Annotated in this window: 18 protein-coding genes and 1 pseudogene; 17 read left to right on the top strand and 2 right to left on the bottom strand. The window is 58.3% G+C overall.

Annotated elements, in window-relative coordinates:
• The first annotated feature begins 45 nt into the window (after nucleotides 1–45).
• From ACAM58_RS31880 to ACAM58_RS31845, 8 genes are all read left to right on the top strand, one after another.
• The gene (locus ACAM58_RS31880; RefSeq protein ID WP_307596948.1) at nucleotides 46–1,185 is read left to right on the top strand and encodes an ABC transporter substrate-binding protein; all 1,140 of its coding nucleotides are present in this window, start codon (nucleotides 46–48) and stop codon (nucleotides 1,183–1,185) included.
• A 25-nt stretch (nucleotides 1,186–1,210) separates the two neighbouring features.
• Nucleotides 1,211–2,086 (top strand): branched-chain amino acid ABC transporter permease, encoded by an 876-nt coding sequence (locus tag ACAM58_RS31875; RefSeq protein ID WP_125967082.1) that lies wholly within the window; start codon nucleotides 1,211–1,213, stop codon nucleotides 2,084–2,086.
• A gap of 1 nt (nucleotide 2,087) precedes the next feature.
• Nucleotides 2,088–3,083, top strand: coding sequence for a branched-chain amino acid ABC transporter permease (locus ACAM58_RS31870; protein ID WP_369664730.1), 996 nt, complete (start codon nucleotides 2,088–2,090; stop codon nucleotides 3,081–3,083).
• Nucleotides 3,065–3,844 carry an ABC transporter ATP-binding protein gene (locus ACAM58_RS31865; RefSeq protein WP_307596944.1) on the top strand — a complete coding sequence of 260 codons (780 nt, stop codon included), beginning with the start codon at nucleotides 3,065–3,067 and terminating at the stop codon, nucleotides 3,842–3,844. The genes ACAM58_RS31870 and ACAM58_RS31865 overlap by 19 nt, the downstream gene beginning before the upstream one ends.
• Nucleotides 3,831–4,547, top strand: coding sequence for an ABC transporter ATP-binding protein (locus ACAM58_RS31860; protein ID WP_307596942.1), 717 nt, complete (start codon nucleotides 3,831–3,833; stop codon nucleotides 4,545–4,547). Before ACAM58_RS31865 ends, ACAM58_RS31860 begins: the two co-directional genes overlap by 14 nt.
• Nucleotides 4,548–4,602: 55 nt before the next feature.
• Complete coding sequence (locus ACAM58_RS31855; protein WP_307596941.1) at nucleotides 4,603–5,934, top strand: aspartate aminotransferase family protein; 1,332 nt, start codon at nucleotides 4,603–4,605, stop codon at nucleotides 5,932–5,934.
• Nucleotides 5,935–6,004: 70 nt separating this feature from the next.
• Nucleotides 6,005–6,961 carry a cupin domain-containing protein gene (locus tag ACAM58_RS31850; RefSeq protein ID WP_307596940.1) on the top strand — a complete coding sequence of 319 codons (957 nt, stop codon included), beginning with the start codon at nucleotides 6,005–6,007 and terminating at the stop codon, nucleotides 6,959–6,961.
• A gap of 74 nt (nucleotides 6,962–7,035) precedes the next feature.
• Nucleotides 7,036–7,926 carry a 3-keto-5-aminohexanoate cleavage protein gene (locus tag ACAM58_RS31845; protein ID WP_369664729.1) on the top strand — a complete coding sequence of 297 codons (891 nt, stop codon included), beginning with the start codon at nucleotides 7,036–7,038 and terminating at the stop codon, nucleotides 7,924–7,926.
• A gap of 377 nt (nucleotides 7,927–8,303) precedes the next feature.
• On the opposite strand, the gene ACAM58_RS31840 is transcribed toward ACAM58_RS31845, so the two are convergent.
• A complete protein-coding gene (locus ACAM58_RS31840) occupies nucleotides 8,304–8,600 on the bottom strand; it encodes a DUF1330 domain-containing protein (RefSeq protein ID WP_369664728.1) in 297 nt (98 codons plus the stop codon).
• Between the two features lie 447 nt (nucleotides 8,601–9,047).
• Between ACAM58_RS31840 and ACAM58_RS31835 the strand changes: the two are divergent.
• A pseudogene (locus ACAM58_RS31835) lies at nucleotides 9,048–10,738 on the top strand (tannase/feruloyl esterase family alpha/beta hydrolase).
• A gap of 29 nt (nucleotides 10,739–10,767) precedes the next feature.
• Here the strand turns inward: ACAM58_RS31835 and ACAM58_RS31830 are convergent.
• Nucleotides 10,768–11,325, bottom strand: a complete 558-nt coding sequence (locus ACAM58_RS31830) for a PAS and helix-turn-helix domain-containing protein (protein ID WP_307596937.1) — start codon at nucleotides 11,323–11,325, stop codon at nucleotides 10,768–10,770.
• 109 nt (nucleotides 11,326–11,434) lie between these two features.
• Between ACAM58_RS31830 and ACAM58_RS31825 the strand changes: the two genes are divergently transcribed.
• From ACAM58_RS31825 to ACAM58_RS31790, 8 genes are all read left to right on the top strand, one after another.
• Nucleotides 11,435–12,601, top strand: coding sequence for an acetyl-CoA acetyltransferase (locus ACAM58_RS31825; RefSeq protein ID WP_307596979.1), 1,167 nt, complete (start codon nucleotides 11,435–11,437; stop codon nucleotides 12,599–12,601).
• 18 nt (nucleotides 12,602–12,619) lie between these two features.
• A complete protein-coding gene (locus ACAM58_RS31820) occupies nucleotides 12,620–13,396 on the top strand; it encodes a 3-hydroxybutyrate dehydrogenase (protein WP_369664727.1) in 777 nt (258 codons plus the stop codon).
• Between the two features lie 89 nt (nucleotides 13,397–13,485).
• On the top strand, nucleotides 13,486–14,256 hold the full coding sequence (locus ACAM58_RS31815) for an ABC transporter ATP-binding protein (protein ID WP_307596977.1): 771 nt from the start codon (nucleotides 13,486–13,488) through the stop codon (nucleotides 14,254–14,256).
• Entirely contained in the window at nucleotides 14,256–14,966 is a 711-nt protein-coding gene (locus tag ACAM58_RS31810; RefSeq protein WP_307596935.1) for an ABC transporter ATP-binding protein, read from the top strand. Before ACAM58_RS31815 ends, ACAM58_RS31810 begins: the two co-directional genes overlap by 1 nt.
• 24 nt (nucleotides 14,967–14,990) lie before the next feature.
• Entirely contained in the window at nucleotides 14,991–16,196 is a 1,206-nt protein-coding gene (locus tag ACAM58_RS31805; protein WP_369664726.1) for an ABC transporter substrate-binding protein, read from the top strand.
• A gap of 46 nt (nucleotides 16,197–16,242) precedes the next feature.
• The gene (locus ACAM58_RS31800) at nucleotides 16,243–17,118 is read left to right on the top strand and encodes a branched-chain amino acid ABC transporter permease (protein WP_369664725.1); all 876 of its coding nucleotides are present in this window, start codon (nucleotides 16,243–16,245) and stop codon (nucleotides 17,116–17,118) included.
• Nucleotides 17,119–17,131: 13 nt separating this feature from the next.
• Nucleotides 17,132–18,166: a branched-chain amino acid ABC transporter permease gene (locus ACAM58_RS31795; RefSeq protein ID WP_369664724.1), complete on the top strand. Its 1,035-nt coding sequence runs from the start codon at nucleotides 17,132–17,134 to the stop codon at nucleotides 18,164–18,166.
• A 311-nt stretch (nucleotides 18,167–18,477) separates the two neighbouring features.
• Nucleotides 18,478–19,317 carry an SDR family NAD(P)-dependent oxidoreductase gene (locus tag ACAM58_RS31790; protein WP_369664723.1) on the top strand — a complete coding sequence of 280 codons (840 nt, stop codon included), beginning with the start codon at nucleotides 18,478–18,480 and terminating at the stop codon, nucleotides 19,315–19,317.
• Nucleotides 19,318–19,328: the final 11 nt, after the last annotated feature.

The raw sequence follows: 19,328 nt of genomic DNA, 5'->3' as shown, positions 1-19,328 counted from the left end.
TCGACCCAACCAGTTCCCCACCAACTCTCCCGTAAGGAGCGAAGCATGACCAACCGCAAGCTGCTACTCAAACTCGTCTCGGCCTCACTCGTGGCGATCGCCGGCATGCCGTCGTTTGCCCAGAGCGCCATTGAAATCGGAGCAACCGTGCCCCTCACGGGTCCTGCGGCGCTCTCAGGCACGCAGTACCACAACTCCCTTCGACTCGCCGAGGAGCACGTCAACAAGGCGGGCGGGATCAACGGGAAACCGATCCGCTTCGTCTTCGAGGACGCGCAATCGACCAATCCCACGGCGCTCAACGCGTTCATGAAGATCGTGCAGGAGAAGAAACCCACTTTCGTTTTCCTGTCGAGCTACAGCACGCAGAACATGGCCGTTGCCCCCGAAGTCTTGAAGGCGCGCGTGCCCGTCATGTATGCGGGCGGAGCGGACGCGCTCCAAGCGCTGAAGAATCCGTACATGTTCCGGATCCGTCCCGCCGACAGCACGGCGGCCGTGGCCATGGCGCAGTTCGTCAAGGGGACTTTGAAGGCAACGAAGCCTGGGATCATTTACATCCAGAACGACTTCGGTCAAGGTGCAGCGAAGGCAGCCACCAAGACCCTGGCAGACGCAGGCATCGCGGTTGTGGCATCCGAGGCCTACGGTGGCAATGACAAAGATATGTCCGCACAGTTGCTGAGCCTCAAGAACAAAGGTGCCGACGCGATCATCGCACTGAGCTTCCCGCAAGACGGTGCGCTGCTGCTGCGCCAGATCAAGACCATGGGGCTGAAACAGCCGATCGTCGCGTCCTCGGGGGTTTTTCTTCCATCGGCGATGCAGTTGATGTCTGCTGCTGACCTCGAGAATGTCTGGGGCGTGATTGACGTCATGTTGGAAACCAACCCGAACGCCAAGAGCTTCGTCAAGGAATACAAGGAGAGGTTCCGCGTCGACGCGGATGCCTATGCGGCGGTTTACTATGACGGCGCGATGATTCTGGCCGATGGCCTGCGCAAGGTTGGCCCCGATCCGGAAAAGCTGCGCGACTACGTCGCACGGGTCAAGAACTACCAGGGCGTCGCTGGAACATTCTCTTTCGACGATGCTGGCAATGGAATTCACGAAGTGACCATCGTGAATTTCAAGAAGGGCACCAAGGACATGGTGTTCGTGTCCAAAGTCGTGGCAACACCCTGACGAGCGCGCAACCAGGGCACACGAGATGCAAGATCTTGTTCAACTCTTGGTAAGTGGCGTAGCCCTGGGCAGCGTGTATGCATTGGCAGCGCTGGGCTTCGTCACCATCTATTCGGCGACCGGCATCGTGAACTTCGCAGCCGGGCAGTTCGTCATGTTCGGCGCGATGTTTGGCGTCACCACCGTGCTGCAACTCGGCCTGCCTATGCCAATGGCGATTCTGTTGGCGGTGGCAATGATGGGGGTATTCGGCTTCCTCTTCTATCTTGGAGTCCACCTTCCGCTTCGCACGCAGTCTCCTGTGACCGTGGTCATTGCCACGGTGATGATCGGACTGTCCATGCAGAACGGAGCGAACCTGATCTGGGGGAGTGTCCCGTTCCGGCTGCCATCGCCGTTCGGCGACGGAACGCTCACCGTTTTCGACAGCGCGATATCGACGCACGCATTGGCGAGTATCGGCATTACGGCGGTCCTCGTCGCAGCCTTGTACGTGCTGATGCAGCATTCTTCCCTTGGACGCGTCATGAGAGCTGTTGCGCAGGACTTTCCCACAGCTCGGCTCATGGGGCTGCCTGTCGGACTGCTGCTAGCGTGCTCTTGGGCGATTGCCGCGGTGCTGGCTGGTTTCGCGGGCCTGCTGATCGCGCCGATGTGGTTCGCTGACGCGCATATGGGCGATGCGATCGCATTGAAGGCCTTTGCTGCCACCATCATCGGTGGATTTGGAAGCGTGCCTGGCGCAATTGCCGGCGGACTCTTCGTGGGACTTGCGGAGATCCTGGGCGCTTCCTACATCTCGTCTGCCTACAAAGACCTTCTGTGCTTCGGCGCCATGGTTGTCTTTCTCGTGGCGCGTCCACAGGGCATCTTCGGTGAGCCGATTTCGGAACGAGGTTGACATGAACAAGAAAAACGCAAGGAACGCCAGCTTGATTCTGGCGCTTGTGCTCAGCCTGGGCGCCGCGAGCCTGCTGCCGAACGCAGTGGGGGAGTACTGGGTCCGCTTGACGAACGCTGCGTTGATCTCATCTGCGGCTGTGCTGGGCCTGAACTTCGTGCTCGGGTATGCCGGACAGATCTCCATGATGCATGCCTCGGTGGCCGGCATGGGAGCCTACGCAGTGGCCATCGGTTCCGTGAAATTTGGCCTTAATCCCTGGCTAGGGTGCCTGATCGGCATGGCGACCGCGGGTGCCTTCTCCTACGTGACCGGCATCCTGCTACTGCGGCTCAAGGGCCACTACTTCGCGCTTGCCACGCTGGGCATCAACGTGAGCTTCATCATCGTTGTCTCTAACCTGGTAGAGATCACGGGCGGCTCCAACGGGCTGACTGGCATCCCGGCGCTGACGATACTGGGATTCGCGTTCGATTCGGAGCGGCGGTTCTACTACCTTGCGCTGGTTGCCGTCGTGCTGCTTGCAGTCTTTGCCTCCTATGTCCGGCACAGCCAGCTGGGACGATCGATGATTGCGGTCAGGGACGATGAACTCGCAGCCTCCGTCTCAGGCCTGAACGTGACCGCCGTGAAGGTGACCGCTCTGACCTTAGGCGGCGTATACGCCGGCGTAGCCGGAGTGATGTTCGTTCTACATGCACGGTTTGTCGCGCCGGAGGATTTCAGTACCAGCACGTCGATTGTGTACCTGGCGATGCTGGTCGTCGGCGGCGAAGCAACCATCCTTGGATCCATCCTGGGTGCGTTTGTCATCACGTTCCTGCCGGAGTGGCTACGGTGGCTCGGGTCCGCCTATCTCGTGATCTTTGGCCTGCTCGTTCTCCTGATGCTTTTTCTCGCGCCCAGAGGCCTGGCAGGCTTGTTCGGGTTCGCGTGGAGCAAGTGGAAGGCGCAACTGTCATCGAAGGAGGCCGGCAAATGGCGTTTCTCGAAGTGAAGGCCGTCAGCAAGGACTACGGTGGCGTCCGTGCCTTGTCCGACGTGAGTTTTCAGGTCAAGCAGGGTGAATTTCATTCTGTGATCGGACCTAACGGAGCGGGCAAGAGCACCTTGATCAACCTGCTGACCGGCTTGGCGCGTCCCACCCGGGGTGCAATCGTCTTCGATGGCTGCGATATCTCATCCCGCAAGACCCACGAGATCATCGGTATGGGCGTCGGAAGAATCTTCCAGAACGGACGCCTGTTCGAGAGGCTGACCGTTCTGGAGAACGTGATGATGGGTCATTCGGCACGCAAGCCGCCATCGCTTCTACGTTTGGTGTACTCACCGCGGAACGCTTCCGTGGACCAGGCTGAAAGCAGGGAAGCGGCTTTGCAGATGTTGGAACGATTCGGCCTCGCCCAGTATGCGGGCCGGCAGATCGGTTCGTTGTCTTATGGGAGTCGCCGACTGGTCGAGATGGCCAAAGTAATGGTGGGCCGTCCAAAACTACTGTTGCTGGATGAGCCCGCTGCAGGCCTGAACTCCGGTGAGGTGGAGCGCCTGATGAGCCTTCTCCAGGCACTTCGCAAGGAGCACCAGCTCTCGGTGGTGCTGATCGAGCACAACATGAACATGGTGATGCGGCTTGCCGAGCGCATCACCGTCCTGAACTTCGGCAAGAAGCTCGCCGAAGGAACGCCCGCGCAGGTTTCCGCAAACGAAACCGTGCTCGCCGCCTATTTGGGAGAGGGGTACCGAAGTGCTTCACTGTAAAGATCTTTGCGCGTATTACAAGGACATCGCCGCGCTGCGCGGCATCAACCTGCACGTCGATCGCGGAGAGGCTGTTGCCCTGATCGGGGTCAATGGGGCGGGCAAGACCAGTCTGCTCAAGGCGATCTCGGGGGTACTGGCTGTCACTGGGGCCATCACTTTCGACGGCGAAGACATCAGCCACCTGTCCATCGAACAGAGGGTGCGTGCTGGCATTGCTCATGTGCCCGAGGGAAGGAAGATTTTTCCGGGGCTCACGGTCAAGGAGAACCTGCTGGTGGGGGCCCACATCCGGCGTTCGGATGGTCATTTGCGGTCGGACATGGATCGGGTCTATTCGCTATTCCCCCGTCTGGCAGAGCGGTCGACCCAGTTGGGCTGGTCTCTTTCCGGTGGTGAGCAGCAGATGCTCGCCATCGGGCGCGGCTTGATGGCGCGCCCCAAGGTTCTGCTGCTTGACGAACCATCGCTCGGCTTGGCTCCCCGCTTGGCGGAGGAGGTTTACGCGCGAATCGCTGACATCCATGGCGAGGGCTTGACTGTCTTGCTGGTAGAGCAGAACACCGTCCTGGCCCTCAGCGTTGCCTCGCGAGGATATGTCCTTGAGAGCGGGCAGGTCGTGCTCGAAGGCTCGGCAGCAGAGCTCGGGGCGAACGATCGAGTCCGCGAAGCCTACCTGGGGCACTCGGCCATTGCAGCCTGAAGAGACCTTGTCCTGGGCCGAACCACAACACCGTTTACTTCCAATCAACACACTCATGAACACTACTGCGAAGACCCGACATGTCAGCATTGCCTTGGCTGAAGCGAAAGAGGAATACACAAAGGCCAACCCACGAAGCTACGCACAGCATCTCAGGGCCGCCGAGGTCATGCCGGGGGGCAACACCCGGACAGTGATCTTCACCGATCCGTTCCCTCTGACGCTGGTGGCCGGCAAGGACGCACGCGTCTGTTCACTGGACGGCAACTGGTACCGGGATTTCCTGGGTGAGTACACGGCGGGCTTTTACGGTCACTCGAATCCGATACTGCGCGAAGCGGTGATGCAGGCGCTCGAGCAGGGATGGTCGATGGGCGGCCATACCGAAGCGGAGGCTGAGATGGCCCACCTCATCCGAGAGCGTTTTCCCTCCATGGAGTTTTTGCGCTTTGCAAATTCCGGAACGGAGGCCAACCTGTATGCCATTCAGACCGCACGCGCTGTCACTGGCCGGAACAAGATTGTAGTGTTCGAGGGCGCCTACCACGGCGGTGTGTTCGTGTTCTCAGGTGCGAGCCGTCACCCCCTTACCGCGCCATTCGACTTCGTCTTGGCGCCGTACAACGATCCCGAAGCCGCCGCCGCTCTAATCGACCAACATGCGGGTGAGATTGCCGCAGTCATCGTGGAGCCGATGCAAGGCTCTGGCGGCTGCATCCCCGCCAGCAAGGAGTTCCTGAAGTTCCTGCGTGACTGGACGACGCGCACCGGCGCAGTCCTGATCTTCGATGAGGTGATGACGTCTCGGCTGGCATTCGGCGGGTTGCAGTCGTTGCACGGAATCCGTCCGGACATGACCACCCTGGGCAAGTACTTGGGAGGCGGTTTCAGCTTTGGGGCTTTCGGTGGCAAGCAAGAGATCATGGGCCGTTTCAATCCGCTCGGTCCGAACTCGATCAGCCACGCAGGGACTTTCAACAACAACATCTTCACCATGACGGCGGGCTCCGCCGGAATGAAGCATGTGCTCACCGAAGCGCTGCTTTCCGAGGTGACGGCACGTGGAGAAAAGCTGCGGCAGCGCCTGAACGATATTGCCTCGAGGTCCGAGCTTCCCATGACGTTCACCGGCCGAGGCTCGATGATGAATGTCCACATGACGCGTGCCGTGGTCAATAGCGTTCGCGACCTGAAGGCAAGTCATATTCCGTTGAGAGATCTCTTCTACTTCGATCTGCTGAAACAGGGGTTCTGGATAGCCAAGCGCGGAATGATCAACCTTTGCATACCCACGACGAAAGCGGACTGCGATGCATTGGTGCAAGCCGTCGAACAGTTCGTGAAGGAGCGCACGGGGCTTGAACTGAGTGCAGGCGAGCTCCGCTAGCTTCGGGTGCACGACTGGCTATGCCGAGGTAGCGACTGAACACACCTGACTGCCTTGAAAAGGAGAGAACATGCATGACCAACCGCTGCCGCGGTCTATTGGCGAGCTCGAGGTGCAACGCGCCTCGGCACCCAAGTCCAAAGCCGAAGAACGCGCCAGATATTTCAATACGGGCAATGCATTCGATCTGAAGCTTCCGCCGGTTCCGGGTGAGAGCTTCATCGATGAACCTCGCAGGGCCTTGGACCCGCGGACTCCGACTGGGGTCATCTCCTGCGATCGATCGCAGCAGTTGGGTTGCAAGTTCCCTGCAACGACGCCACTTGTCCTGGCCCGGTACGCACGGATCAGGGCAGGGGAGTCCCTGGAAACGATATTCAGAGCCAGCGGAGTCGTCGTCTATGTCATCGCGGGGCAGGGATCGACAGAATGTGGAGACGAGCGCATTGACTGGCAACGGGGAGACCTCTTCGTGTTGCCGGGGAGCTCCAGCCATCGGCACAAGGCTGGCGAGAGCGATGCCGTATTGTGGATCGTCACGAATGAACCGCAACTCATGTTCGAACACCTGCAGCCACCTCTCGCCGGCGATTCGCCGACGGAGATAGTGCATTTCACCTCCGACGAGATGAGTCGTCAGATTCAACTCCTCTACCGCATTGGACGCAGTGACGACATCGCAGGGTCGGCGCTCATACTCTCCTCGCAAGAACAAGAGGCAAGCCGAAACGTTCTGCCAACCCTCACCGTAGCGATGAACACCTTGCCGCCCGGAAAATCCCAGCGGCCACATCGACACAACTCAGCGGCCGTGGCGCTGGTGATCCAAGGCGAGAACTGCTATTCCGTGGTTGACGGCAAGCGCAAGGACTGGGCCCCCTGGGCGACGACGGTCACACCCGCAACGTCGATGCATTCCCATCACAACGAAGGAACCCAATTTGCCATGTTCCTGATTGTTCAGGACGGCGGCATCTACTACCACGCCCGTGCGATGGGATTCGCGTTTGCCGATGCAGCCGGTTGATACCGAAGCTTATCCATCGCCGGACGTATTCGTCGCGGTTTGTTTTCAACACACTTTCAGCAATGTTCTAACCAATGAGCACCCCCACTATTCTTTGTTGTGCCGTGACTGGCAATATCACTACGCTCGCCCAGCATCCGGGCTTGCCATGTACTCCTGAGCAGATCGCGAATGCTTGCATCGATGCGGGCCGCGCCGGCGCAGCCATTGTGCATATTCATGTCCGACATGCTGACGGGCGCCCCAGCATGGAGCTTGCCCACTACGAAGAGGTCGTGCAGCGAATTCGGGCGAGCGATGTGGACTTGGTGATCAATCTCACCACGGGCCCTGGTCAGCGTTTTGTGCCGAGTGAGCACGACCCGAAGGTCGCAGCCGCCGGTACGACGCTCATGCGGCCTGAGCCTCGAGTGGAGCACGTGGCCGCCCTCCGGCCGGAGATCTGCAGCCTCGATCTCAATACGATGTTTTCCGGGTCTTCCGTCGTCATCAACACGCCCGCGAATGTGCGCAAGATGGCTGCACTGATTCAAGAGGCGGGGACAGTGCCGGAGTTGGAGGTATTCGACACGGGGGACATCCACCTAGCTCGTGATCTGATCGCAGAGGGAACCTTGCCGGAACCGGCGCTGTTCCAGATCGTCCTCGGTGTGAAGTACGGCGCCGACGCCTCGCCCACGACGCTGGCCTACTTACGTTCGCTGCTGCCCGAATATTCGCGCTGGGCCGCTTTTGGCATCGGCCGGCAAGCGTTCCCCATGCTGGCGCAAGCCTTCCTCCTGGGCGGCCACGTGCGGGCAGGGCTGGAGGACAACATCTACCTTGAGAAAGGGGTGCTTGCACCCGATAACGCTGCTCTGGTTGCCAAAGGTGGTCGCATCGTGCGTGAGTTGGGCGGCCGCCTGGCAAGCGCGGGGGAGGCGCGCGAGATTCTTGGTCTCAGGAAAATGAAGCCGCGGGACTGATGGTAAGCGCGGGCTCGCGATTTCGATCTGCCCCTGGCTTTAACTCGCGAGCTCGTCGTCCGAGGAAAAATTTGGCGCGTATTCCTGACTCAGGGCACATAACGCGTTCAGATCAACCAGGAGGCACGCTGGGACCATCATGCCTACGCCAAGCTGGGGAGGCGGGCGGTGGATTGGCAAGCTGTGACCAATGTGTGGCTTGACCGTCGCGGGAGCACAGAAGGCTTCGCGGATCGCGTCACCTCAGGTGTACCAAGCCGGCGAAGAAGGGGTCAATGCAGTCGTCCTTTTGTAGCGCCGAGGCCTCTCTGCATTGTTTGAGATATTTGGGCGAAGAACAGTGATTCCTCCGACCCCCTCTCTCGATAGGAAGGTCGTCAGTCTAGGGCTTCCATAATGTAAACGTGCGCGTCTGCTGAATTGAATCGAAACTGAATTGCCGCTTGGTACTCTGTGCCATGGTAGAAATCCTGAGCTGACTTAAACGAATCAAATTCGATAAGTACGACCCGCTCGCGGTCAGTCGCACCTTCCACTATCTCAGGTCTATCTGAAGAAGCGACGATTCGAGCACCGCTCCGTTTTAGAAGCGGGACGACTCTAGCGAGGTATTCCTCAGCAAAATATTCAGCATCAAGCATTCTCAATGCCGCAAATAGATAGCCTTTTTTCACTCACCCATCCGAAAAAGGGCCTTCGCCCGAAAGCGTGATAGTGCTCAAAAATCTCTTGGGTGTCATGTCGCGTGAGTACGCCAGGGTTTACCCCGCCTGCTCCAACTAAGGCGGAAAGCGCAACCTCTTCACGTCCGTGGCGCGACATTTTCGCCAAATGACGTACCAATGCGTTGCCGGCATCTTCTGATCTGGCCGCCTCAACGAAATCATCGCGTCGTGATGTGATGGAAAACCCTAGCGTATTTGCGCGCCCTAGCGTAGGCGAGTGGCCCCAGGAATCATTGTGTCGCCGTTCTCGGATCGGGCGCACCAGGGAAAGCGGCGCCGCGGCCAGCAACCGAAAGGGACAACGATCAAGCCTTAATGCCCGCGCTTTAAGCAGGCCCCGCTCTTGGATCGCTATTAACTTAATAGCGGTTCTAGCATCAACGTAGGAGACAAATCATGAGAAAAACGACTTTATATAAAGCAGTCACCGGGATGATGGTGGCGGCGATTGCCGCAGGGTGCGGAGGAGGAGGGGATTCGGGAGGTTTCGTGCCTGTTGTACTCCCTCCTGCAACCGGCACCACGCCAGTGATTCCTCCTGACGCGCCTCCCCAAATGGTGTCCAACGAGGAGAGGTGCCGCGCTATTGCAGCTCAGAGCTTGCCGGGAACTGAATTCACCGTCGTGGAATATCGGCCAGCAGGAGACTTTCCAGTACCGAAGCAGATCATCCCCACTGCGGAAACGATCAAATCATTGCCTGAATTCTGTCGACTCTCTGTCAGACTGACCCCTTCCAATGACAGCGACATCAAAGTTGAGATCTGGCTTCCCGGCGATCACTGGAACGGGCGGATGCTTGGCTTGGGTAACGGCGGGTTCGCCGGTTTCATCAGCTACGAATCTCTGGCGGCAGGTTTGAGGCGCGGTTATGCGGTCGCCCATACAGACATGGGCACCGGGGGGCAACGCTTTCTTTCGATGGCTCGCTTCTCCGGGGTCATCCCGAAAAGTGGATCGATTGGGGCTATCGTTCAACCCACCTCATGACGGTTCTCTCAAAAGCATCGGCTGAGCGATTTTATTCAAAGCCGCCCGCGAAATCGTATTTCATGGGCTGCTCAACCGGGGGTGGTCAAGGAATCCATGAAGCGACTCGGTACCCGGACGACTATGACGGCATCATCAGCGGCGCGCCAGCCAATGATCGGATTGGGACCCACATCGGCATCGCTACATACTGGGCGACCATGAAAAAACTCCCGGCACCGGGGATGCCTGCCGACAAGATGGCCCTGCTGTCTTCTGCAGTCCTGGAAGCCTGTGACGCTGACGACGGAGTGAAGGACGGTCTGATAAGTCGGCCCGAAAAGTGCTCGTTTAATCCGCGCGTTCTGCAATGCCAGGACGCAGGCGGGGCGAACTGCCTCACTGCAGATCAGGTGTCGGCCGTTGAAAAACTGTATAGCCCGGTGGTCGACCCGGTGACGGGAGCAGTCATAGCGCCGCAGCTCGAAAAGGGCTCAGAGCGGAATTGGTCGGCCGGTCTGGCGATCGATCTTTCCACCAAGCCTCCGTTCGGCGAGCTTTTCTCATGGGTGCTTGGAAATGACTTCGACTTCCTCAATTTTGATTATTCCAGAGACAGGCAAACGGTCGAAAGCGTTCTAGGGCCGATCGTAAATGCAACGAGCAAAGATCTGACGAAATTCAGGGATCGCGGCGGGAAAATCATTGGCTTCAACGGAACCATGGATGCGCTAATTCCGCCAGCCGGGTTTGAAAAGTATCTGACATCGGTTAGCGAAGCGACCGGAGCTGGAGGCTCATTTATTCGCTTTTACAAGGCCCCTGGCATGGACCATTGCGGAGGGGGATTGGGGCCGAATGTGTTTGGCAACGACATTAGCACCCCAGCCCCACTGGCCGGCGACCCCTCTCGAGACCTTTTGGCGGCGCTCGAGAGATGGGTAGAAACAGGCGATGCACCTGACAGGATAGTCGCGACAAAATTCAAGGACAACAATGTTGCCGCCGGTGAAATCGTCATGACACGTCCTTTGTGTCCATTTCCAAAAATCGCCAAATACGATGGAATTGGGGACCCCAATTCCGAGAAGAGTTTTAGCTGCCAACAGCCAGACTGAGCGAAAGAGGGGGATTGGCTCCCTCTTTTTTAATACAATCCGGCAATCTTGCTCACGATCTCCACGGTCGTTCTCGCATCAAGCTTGCGGCCGATCCGAGTGCGATGCGCTTCAACCGTTCTGTGACTCATTTCGAGTAACTTTGCTATCTGCTTGCTGGTCAATCCCTTGGCCAGCAACTTAACAATCTCACGCTCTCGTGGCGTCAGTTGCACCACCGTCTTGCGACGGTCGGACAGGTCTTCGAACATCCAGATCGCGTGCTCATACGGTGAATTGACCCTGAAGGATCGCCCCGCAACGTGGCACCAAATCAATCGACCTGACTGATGGCGCATGAGTCGATCGTCCGAATATCGGCCGGTTTCTCGCAGAATTGGCAGCGCCAGTTCGCCCGTGCTGTCGAACTCTTGAGCAGTAGGATAAAGAATCGCGAGCGACTGTCCGACGAGTCCGTGGCTCTCAAAACCGAACATTCGGCTAAATTCTTCATTGCAGATGACGATTTTTCTGAATTCGGTAATGCACAGCCCAACGGGCGCGAATTCAAAGCCCTCGATCAGATGTTCTCTCAAAGCGTCATTCATAACGAGTCCCGATTAAGGGTTTCCCCTTGCGTAGACGCACGCCTTTCCCCGATGCTCCGTCAAAGCCAGAATTGTGGATCGCAAATTTTGCAATTAAATGGATCATCACATGGGTTGCAGCATCGTCGGGTGGGCGCACGTTCCTTTTGGCAAGCATACCGCCTCCAGCTTGGAAAAGCTGATTGTAGCGGTCGCCGATGAGGCTTTGTCGAATTCTGCGATCGATCCCTCGGAAATCGGCGGAACTTGGCTGGGAAATCTTAATGGAGGATTCGTAAATGACATCTTCGCTTCCTCCCTGATTCTTCAGTCCGACGACCGACTGCGCTGGGCGGCTTCGACCCGGGTAGAGAACGCGTGTGCGTCGGGTGCAGCGGCTATCAACGCGGCTTGTGACGCGATTGAATCTGGTCGTATTAGCGCCGCCTTGGTCGTGGGGGCGGAACTGATGACCCAGAGAGATACCCCCGCTGTAACGAACATTTTGGCCGGATGTTCTTATGTTCCGGAGGAGGCGAGTATCGGTCTCACCTTTCCGGGCATTTTTGCGGAATTTGCCGCGGCCTATTTTGATGCTTATGGCGATCACTCCGAAGTTCTAGCAAAAATAGCCGCAAAGAACCATGCCAATGGAGTTAAGAATCCTTTCGCACAAATGCGCAAGGATTTGGGGTTCGATTTCTGCAACACCGTCTCGATCAAGAACCCAATAATCGCAGCACCACTCAGAATGACGGACTGTTCGCTGGTTTCCGATGGGGCTGCGGCGGTCGTGATTGTTGACTCTCGGCGCGCCAAGGAATTCGAAAAAGCGGTTGCGTTTAGAGCGCGAGCGCAAGTCAGTGACTTTTTGCCCATGTCTAGGCGGAACCTTCTCGACTTTGAAGGCCCGAGGCGGGCTTGGGCGCGAGCCTATGACGATGCCGGCTGTTCGGCCACCGATCTTTCTTTTGCAGAAGTTCATGATTGTTTCACCATTGCTGAACTCCTTTCTTATGAAGCGATGGGGTTGGCGCCAAAGGGAGAGGGCCGTCGAGTGGTGGATGACGGCTCTGTATACCTCGGCGGACGCCTCCCAGTGAATGCTTCTGGAGGTCTCAAGGCCAAAGGTCACCCGATCGGTGCGACGGGAGTGTCGATGCATGTTATTGCCGCGATGCAGTTATGCGACCAAGCGGGGGAATTCCAGGTAGATCGCCCGAAGCTCGGAGGAGTTTTCAATATGGGTGGCTCCGCCGTCGCGAATTACGTGAGCATTCTGGAAAGAACTCGTTAATCTCATTGCATACTGATCATGCTCAAAACTAGAGTTGCGCTTATAACCGGGTCAACACAGGGTATCGGATTTGCGATCGCCCGGAAGCTGGCTGCCGCCGGGCTTCGAGTAATCATTCACGGAATTGAAAGTGAAAATGATGGGGAGCGCCTCGCCAGCGAAATTGGCGACAAGCGTTTTGTGGGCTATATCCGTGCCGATTTGTCGAATTCCGATGAGGCGTTGGAGCTAATCGAGCGGGCTGAAAAATTGTTCGGCGGCGTTGATATTTTGGTAAACAACGCCGGTATTCAGCATGTCTCTTCGATCGAAGAATTTACTCTCGCAAAGTGGGAGAAGGTTTTAGCCATCAATTTGACTGGGCCGTTCCTCCTTATGAAGACGTGTCTTGGTGGAATGCGTACGCGGGGCTGGGGGCGCATAATCAACGTTGCTTCAGTTCACGGACTGATTGGATCGGTGAACAAGTCGGCGTATTTGGCCGCGAAGCACGGACTGGTCGGCTTGACGAAGGGTGTGGCTCTTGAAACGGCAACGAGTGGGATTACTGCAAACTGCATTTGCCCAGGATTTACCGACACGCCAATCCTTGAAGCTCAAATAAAAGCTAAAGCCGCAGCTGTCGGAGGTAGTTATCAAGAGGGCGTCCATGAGTTGCTTCGAGAGAAGCAGCCGAACATGACTTTGCTGCCACCCGCGCAGATTGCTGCAGCGGTCGAATTTCTTTGCGGCGATAACGCTGCCGGAATTACAGGCATCGCAATGCCTATCGATGGGGGTTGGACTGCCCAGTAAGGCGCGCTTCCGGTCGCTTTAAGGCATCCCTGGTTTTGTGAGCGCCCTGAGGCTGCGACTTCGTTCGATCAATTTTCATGTTCAATCTCATGGGCGATCCCATTCTTCAAACCCATCAGCTCTCCAAAGAATTTCGGGGCTTCACCGCGGTCAGCAAGGTCAATCTCTCGGTCATGCGCGGATCGATCCACGCACTGATCGGCCCGAACGGCGCCGGCAAGACCACCTGCTTCAACCTGCTGACCAAATTCCTTGAGCCGACCAGTGGCACGATTCTCTTCAACGGCCGGGACATCACTGGCGAGCGGCCCGCGCAGATTGCGCGGCGCGGCATCATCCGTTCGTTCCAGATCTCGGCTGTGTTCCCGCACCTCACGCTGCTGGAGAACGTGCGCCTGGGTCTGCAGCGCCGGCTGGGCACCTCGTACCACTTCTGGAAGAGCGAGAAGTCGCTCGAACCGCTCAATCGGCGCGCGCGCGAGTTGCTCGCCGAAGTAGGGCTGGAAGAACTGGCCGACGAGCAGACCGTGAACCTGCCCTATGGTCGCAAGCGCGCGCTCGAGATCGCCACCACGCTCGCGATGGAGCCCGAACTGATGCTGCTGGACGAACCCACGCAGGGCATGGGCCATGAGGACGTGCATCGCGTGGCAGAACTCATCAAGCGTGTATCGGCCGGTCGCACCATCCTGATGGTCGAGCACAACATGAGCGTCGTCTCGACCATTGCCGACACCATCACCGTGCTGCAGCGGGGGGCCGTGCTGGCTGAGGGCCCCTATGGCGAAGTCTCCAAGAATCCGCAGGTGATGGAAGCCTACATGGGCACCACCGGTGATGAATTGCAGGGAGCGCACTGATGGCTGCGCCCGCACTCGAGATCAAGGGCCTGCAAGCCTGGTACGGCGAATCGCACGTGCTGCACGGCGTCGACATGGTGGTTCAGCCGGGCGAGGTCGTCACGCTGCTGGGGCGCAACGGCGCGGGCCGCACGAGCACGATGCGCGCGGTGATGGGGCTGACCGGCACCCGCAAGGGCAGCATCAAGGTCAACGGGGTCGAGACCATCGACATGCCGACGCACCGCATCGCGCACCTTGGAATCGGCTACTGCCCCGAAGAACGCGGCATCTTCGCAAGCCTTTCGGCCGAGGAGAACCTGCTGCTGCCGCCTGCGCTCAAGGTCATGGCGCCGGGCATGTCGGTCGATGAGATCTATGCGATGTTCCCCAATCTCGCGGAGCGTCGGCACAGCCAGGGTACGCGACTGTCGGGCGGCGAGCAGCAGATGCTCGCAGTGGCGCGCGTCCTGCGGACCGGCGCACGGCTGCTGCTGCTCGACGAGATCTCCGAAGGTCTGGCGCCAGTAATCGTGCAGGCGCTGGCGCGAATGATCCACACGCTGCGCAACAAGGGCTACACGATTGTGATGGTCGAGCAGAACTTCCGCTTTGCGGCGCCATTGGCCGACCGGTTCTACGTGATGGAGCACGGCCGCATGGTCGAGCACTTCAAGGCCGAAAAGCTCGAAGACAAGATGCCATTGCTTGCCGATTTGCTCGGCGTTTGAAAAGTATTTTTTGGAGACCACGTCATGCAACATTTCAAATTTTCTCTCGTTGTCGCGGCACTCGGATTGAGCTTCGCTGCAGCATCCCATGCGCAATCCCAGTCCCAAGAGAAGGTCACGATCGGGTTCATCACCGACATGTCGAGCCTGTACTCCGATCTCGAAGGGAAAAATGGCGCCTTGGCCGTGCAGATGGCTATCGACGACTTCGGAGGAAAGGTGCTCGGACGTCCAATTTTTCTCCTGAGCGCAGATCATCAGAACAAGGCTGATATCGCTGCCTCGAAGGCCCGTGAATGGATCGACATACAGGGCGCGAACATGATCTTCGGTGGCACCAACTCTGGCGCTGCTATTGCCGCTGCGAAGGTTTCGGCAGAGAAGAAGCGCGTCTACTTCAACAGCGGCGCAGGCACGTCAGCACTGACCAATGAAGAATGCACCCCTTATACGGTCCACTATGCGTATGACACCGTGGCGCTGGCCCGCGGAACGGGTGGTGCGGTGGTCGACGCCGGCGGGAAAAACTGGTTCTTCCTGACCGCTGACTACGCCTTCGGTCAGGCCATTGAAGCCGATACAACGAAGGTCATCAAGCAAAAGGGAGGGAGCGTCGTCGGCTCGGTCCGGCACCCGCTGAACGCGTCGGATTTCTCCTCCTTCCTTCTTCAAGCCCAGAACTCCAAAGCGCAGATCCTCGGCCTGGCAAATGCCGGTGGAGACATGGTCAACGCCGTCAAGGCATCTCGCGAGTTCGGTGTCAACAAGACGATGAAAACGGCCGGGATGCTTGTATTTCTCAGCGACATCCACAGCCTGGGTTTGAAGAACACAGAAGGTCTTCTTCATACGACCAGCTGGTACTGGGACCTTAACGACGAAACGCGCAAGTTCGCGAACCGGTTTTTCGAGAAGACCAAGCGCATGCCTACCGATATTCAAGCGGCTGACTACTCGGCCACGACGACGTACTTGAAAGCTGTCCAAACTGCGAAGACCACGGATTCAGACCAGGTCATGGCCCAGCTCAAGAGCATGACGATCGATGATTTCTACGCAAAAGGCCAGATTCGAGCCGACGGTCGCTTCGTGCATGACATGTATCTGATGCAGGTTAAGTCGCCATCAGAGTCCAAGAAGCCCTGGGACTACCTCAAAGTCGCCGCCAAACTGCCGGGCGATCAGGTGTTCACCACCAAGGCCGAGAGCAAGTGCGCCATCTGGAAGTGACCGCATTCCTGCGAGCCTGTGACGGCCCGCAGCTGCTTCAAACTCTATGACCATTTCTCTCTCCGCCTTGATGAGCCAGCTCCTACTGGGACTGGTCAATGGATCGTTCTACGCGATCCTGAGCTTGGGGCTTGCTGTGATCTTCGGATTGCTCAACGTGATCAACTTTGCCCACGGTGCGCTGTTCATGCTCGGCGCGGTACTTAGCTGGATCGCAATGAACCACTTCGAAACCAACTACTGGGTGATGCTGGCAGCAGCACCCTTGATCGTCGGTTTGCTCGGCGTGTTCATCGAGCGGTTTCTACTGCGCTGGATCTACAAGCTGGACCATCTTTATGGTCTGCTGCTCACGTTAGGCATCACCTTACTCATCGAAGGCGGCTTCCGTTCAGTCTACGGGGTATCCGGTCTGGCCTACGACACCCCTGAGGCGCTGTCTGGAGCAACAGCACTGGGCTTCATGGTGTTGCCCAACTACCGCGCCTGGGTGGTCGTGGCCTCGCTGGTCGTGTGCTTCGTCACCTGGTACGCGATAGAGAAGACCCGGCTCGGCGCCTACTTGAGAGCTGGCACCGAGAACCCGCGCTTGGTCGAGGCTTTCGGGGTCAACGTGCCGCTGATGATCACGCTGACCTACGCTTTCGGCTGCGCACTTGCAGCCTTCGCCGGGGTGCTGGCGGCACCGGTGATGCAGGTCTCGCCACTGATGGGGCAGAACCTGATCATCGTGGTATTCGCGGTGGTCGTGATTGGTGGCATGGGCTCGATCATGGGCGCCATCCTCACCGGTCTCGGTCTGGGAGTCATCGAGGGCTTTACCAAAGTCTTCTACGCGGAGGCGTCCTCAACCGTGGTGTTCGCCATCATGGTGCTGGTGCTTCTCATTCGCCCCGCCGGCTTGTTCGGCAAAGAGAAATAAAGAAGACGTTGTCATGAAGAATTTTTCCAACGTCATCTATTCACTGCTTCTCGTCGCGCTGGTGCTGGCGCCGTTCTTCGGCGCCTACCCGGTGTTTGTGATGAAGCTCATGTGCTTCGCGCTGTTCGCCGCGGCCTTCAATCTTCTGCTCGGCTATACCGGCCTGCTGTCCTTCGGACACGCGGCCTTCCTGGGTGGCTCGGCCTACGTGGCCGGCCATGCGATCAAGGTTTGGGGACTGACGCCAGAACTCGGCTTGCTCGCGGGCACGCTCACCGGAGCGCTCATGGGTTGGCTGTTCGGCGTGATCGCGATCCGCCGACAGGGAATCTACTTCGCGATGATCACACTGGCGCTTGCGCAGATGATGTTCTTCGTTGCGCTGCAGGCCAAGTTCACTGGCGGTGAGGATGGCTTGCAAGGCGTGCCACGCGGCAAGCTGTTCGGGCTCATTGACTTGTCGAACGACCTGACCATGTACTACGTGGCGCTGTTCATGGTGGTCTTGGCCTTCCTGCTGATTGTGCGTACGATTCACTCGCCCTTCGGCCAGGTGTTGAAGGGCATCAAGGAGAACGAGCCGCGCGCGGTGTCGCTGGGCTACGACGTGAGTCGCTTCAAGCTGATGGCCTTCGTGATCTCTGCCGCGCTGTCGGGTTTCGCCGGCTCGCTCAAGACACTGGTGTTGGGATTTGCCACTCTCTCCGACGTGCACTGGACGGCTTCGGGCCAGGTCATCCTGATGACGTTGGTGGGTGGGCTGGGCACGTTGTCGGGTCCTTTGATGGGGTCGGCAGTGGTGGTGCTGCTGGAGAACAAGATTGGCGAACTGGGGAATTTCCTCGCGCGCCTCACGGCAGTGGACTGGTTCAATACGCTGGGCGATTCGGTAACCATGGTCACGGGCCTGATCTTCGTGATCTGCGTGCTCGCTTTCCGCAAGGGCATCATGGGCGAGATCATCGCGTTCTTTGAAGTGAGAGTCTCACAGTCATCTGCAAGGAAAAGGTTCGTCACCCAACTCCGAGAAACGCAGCACGGATCTTGAGGAAGAAGCAGGTCTCGTCACGGAAGCCATAAGGGGCTGTTCATTCAGGGTTGATTGAGTAAGCCGACTCGCCGTGGAGTCCATCGGGCTCAATTTCGATCGCGGAGAACTCGGCCGTCGCTGACGGCCAAGCCCTTGGGGTGGGAGGCAGTCATGTCGGTGGGAAACCGCTGTAGGCGGCACGGTGTCAGGTCCTGTTCGCAAGATTAACGGGCATAAAGATGTGCCGTTGGCGCCGCTCGCGATCCCAGGTAACCTCTCGAGCATGTTGAACAGAGGATCCGCACACAGCGGTGAGGGTCACCCAAAGCATGAAAACCAATATTGCGGTCGTTACGGGTGCTAGTCGTGGGCTCGGTCGAGGCATTGCGCGGGCGCTTGGCGGCCGAGGCTTCAAGGTCTACATCACGGGGCGCTCGCTTGAGCCACTCGAAGATGCCGCTGAGGAGGTGGATTCCGCCGGTGGTGAAGGCATACCCGTGATGTGCGATCACGCCGACGACGCACAAGTGAAGATGCTCTTCGAGCGCATCAAGATGGAGGCAGGGTCTTTGGACATCCTCGTCAACAACGCCGCCGCGGTCGATGCTCGCTCGCTCGCCAGGCCGGGACCCTTCTGGGAGAAGCCGCTCGCTCTCGCTGACATGATTGAAATTGGGCTTCGCTCAAATTACGTGGCCGCCTACCATGCGGTGCCGCTGATGGTCGCGACTGGCGGCAGCCTGATCGTCAACATCTCCTTTTATGGGGCCGTGTCTTACCATTGCGGGCCAGCCTATGGGGCTGCAAAGGCCGGTACCGACAAGATGACGTTCGACATGGCGGTGGATCTTCGTCCGTACAACGTGACGGCGGTATCCATCTGGCCCGGGCTGATCCTCACCGACGCGCTGAAATCCATCCCGCGCGAACACCTCCCCCCCCAAGTCGCAGCTCATCTGTGCAACTTCGAAATGCCTGAATTCACGGGCTCAGTCATTGAACGGCTGTGGCGTGATCCATCGAAGCTTGATAGGTCGGGAGAGACGCTGATCTCTGCTGAGTTGGGTATGGCGTATGGCATCAAGGACCTGGACGGCAAGCAGCCTCGACTTTATACGGAGACCCTAGGACGACCGACGGGTCGGTTTATGCTGCCAGTCACGGAGTGAGGGCCCCTCCG

Source organism: Variovorax sp. V116, from assembly GCF_041154435.1.
In the GTDB taxonomy this organism is placed as follows: Bacteria; Pseudomonadota; Gammaproteobacteria; order Burkholderiales; family Burkholderiaceae_C; genus Variovorax; species Variovorax paradoxus.
Note: the sequence above shows the minus strand (reverse complement) of the source record. Positions and strands in the feature narration are given on the sequence as shown.